Origin of the sequence: Streptomyces doebereineriae, from assembly GCF_031845645.1 — a bacterium.
Taxonomy (GTDB): Bacteria; Actinomycetota; Actinomycetes; order Streptomycetales; family Streptomycetaceae; genus Streptomyces; species Streptomyces canus.
Genome location: NZ_JAVREZ010000263.1, coordinates 1 through 459 on the forward strand (window position 1 = coordinate 1; position 459 = coordinate 459).

A 459-nucleotide genomic window follows, 5' to 3' on the forward strand; every position below is an offset into this window, starting at 1 on the left:
GAGTGGAAGACCGGGACCGCGCAGACCAGTCGGCGGCCCTCGGGGACGTCAGTGCCCCGGCGGTAGACGAGGACGTTCATCCGGTCGTCCGCGTTGTCGGTGATCGCCACGTACTGCTCATCGGTGCCGAAGAGGTCCGGGGTGGTGCCCGAGCCCTGGTTGACCGAGCCGGGCTTGGTGCCGGTGCCCCGGTCGTAGGTCTGGCGCCACTGGATGCGCGGGGTGCCGTCGGGGTCGGCCGTGAAGCCGTACAGGGCGTGGTCGGAGACGATGGAGACGCCGTCCCGGGCCACGGAGAAGGAGTTCTGGATCTCCTCACCGGCCAGCCCCACCGAGCGGATGACGGAGGTCTCCGGGTCGACCGTGCCGACCCGGCCGAGCCGGGTGACCCACCAGATCCGGCCCTCCCAGTCGGGCATGACGGAGGTGACGGGGTCGCAGGTGCCGCTGGGGAAGAGG

1 pseudogene is annotated in these 459 nt (G+C 71.2%); it reads right to left on the reverse strand.

The features are described 5' to 3' along the window. A pseudogene (locus tag RNB18_RS51790) lies at nucleotides 1–459 on the reverse strand (hypothetical protein); the annotation flags it as partial.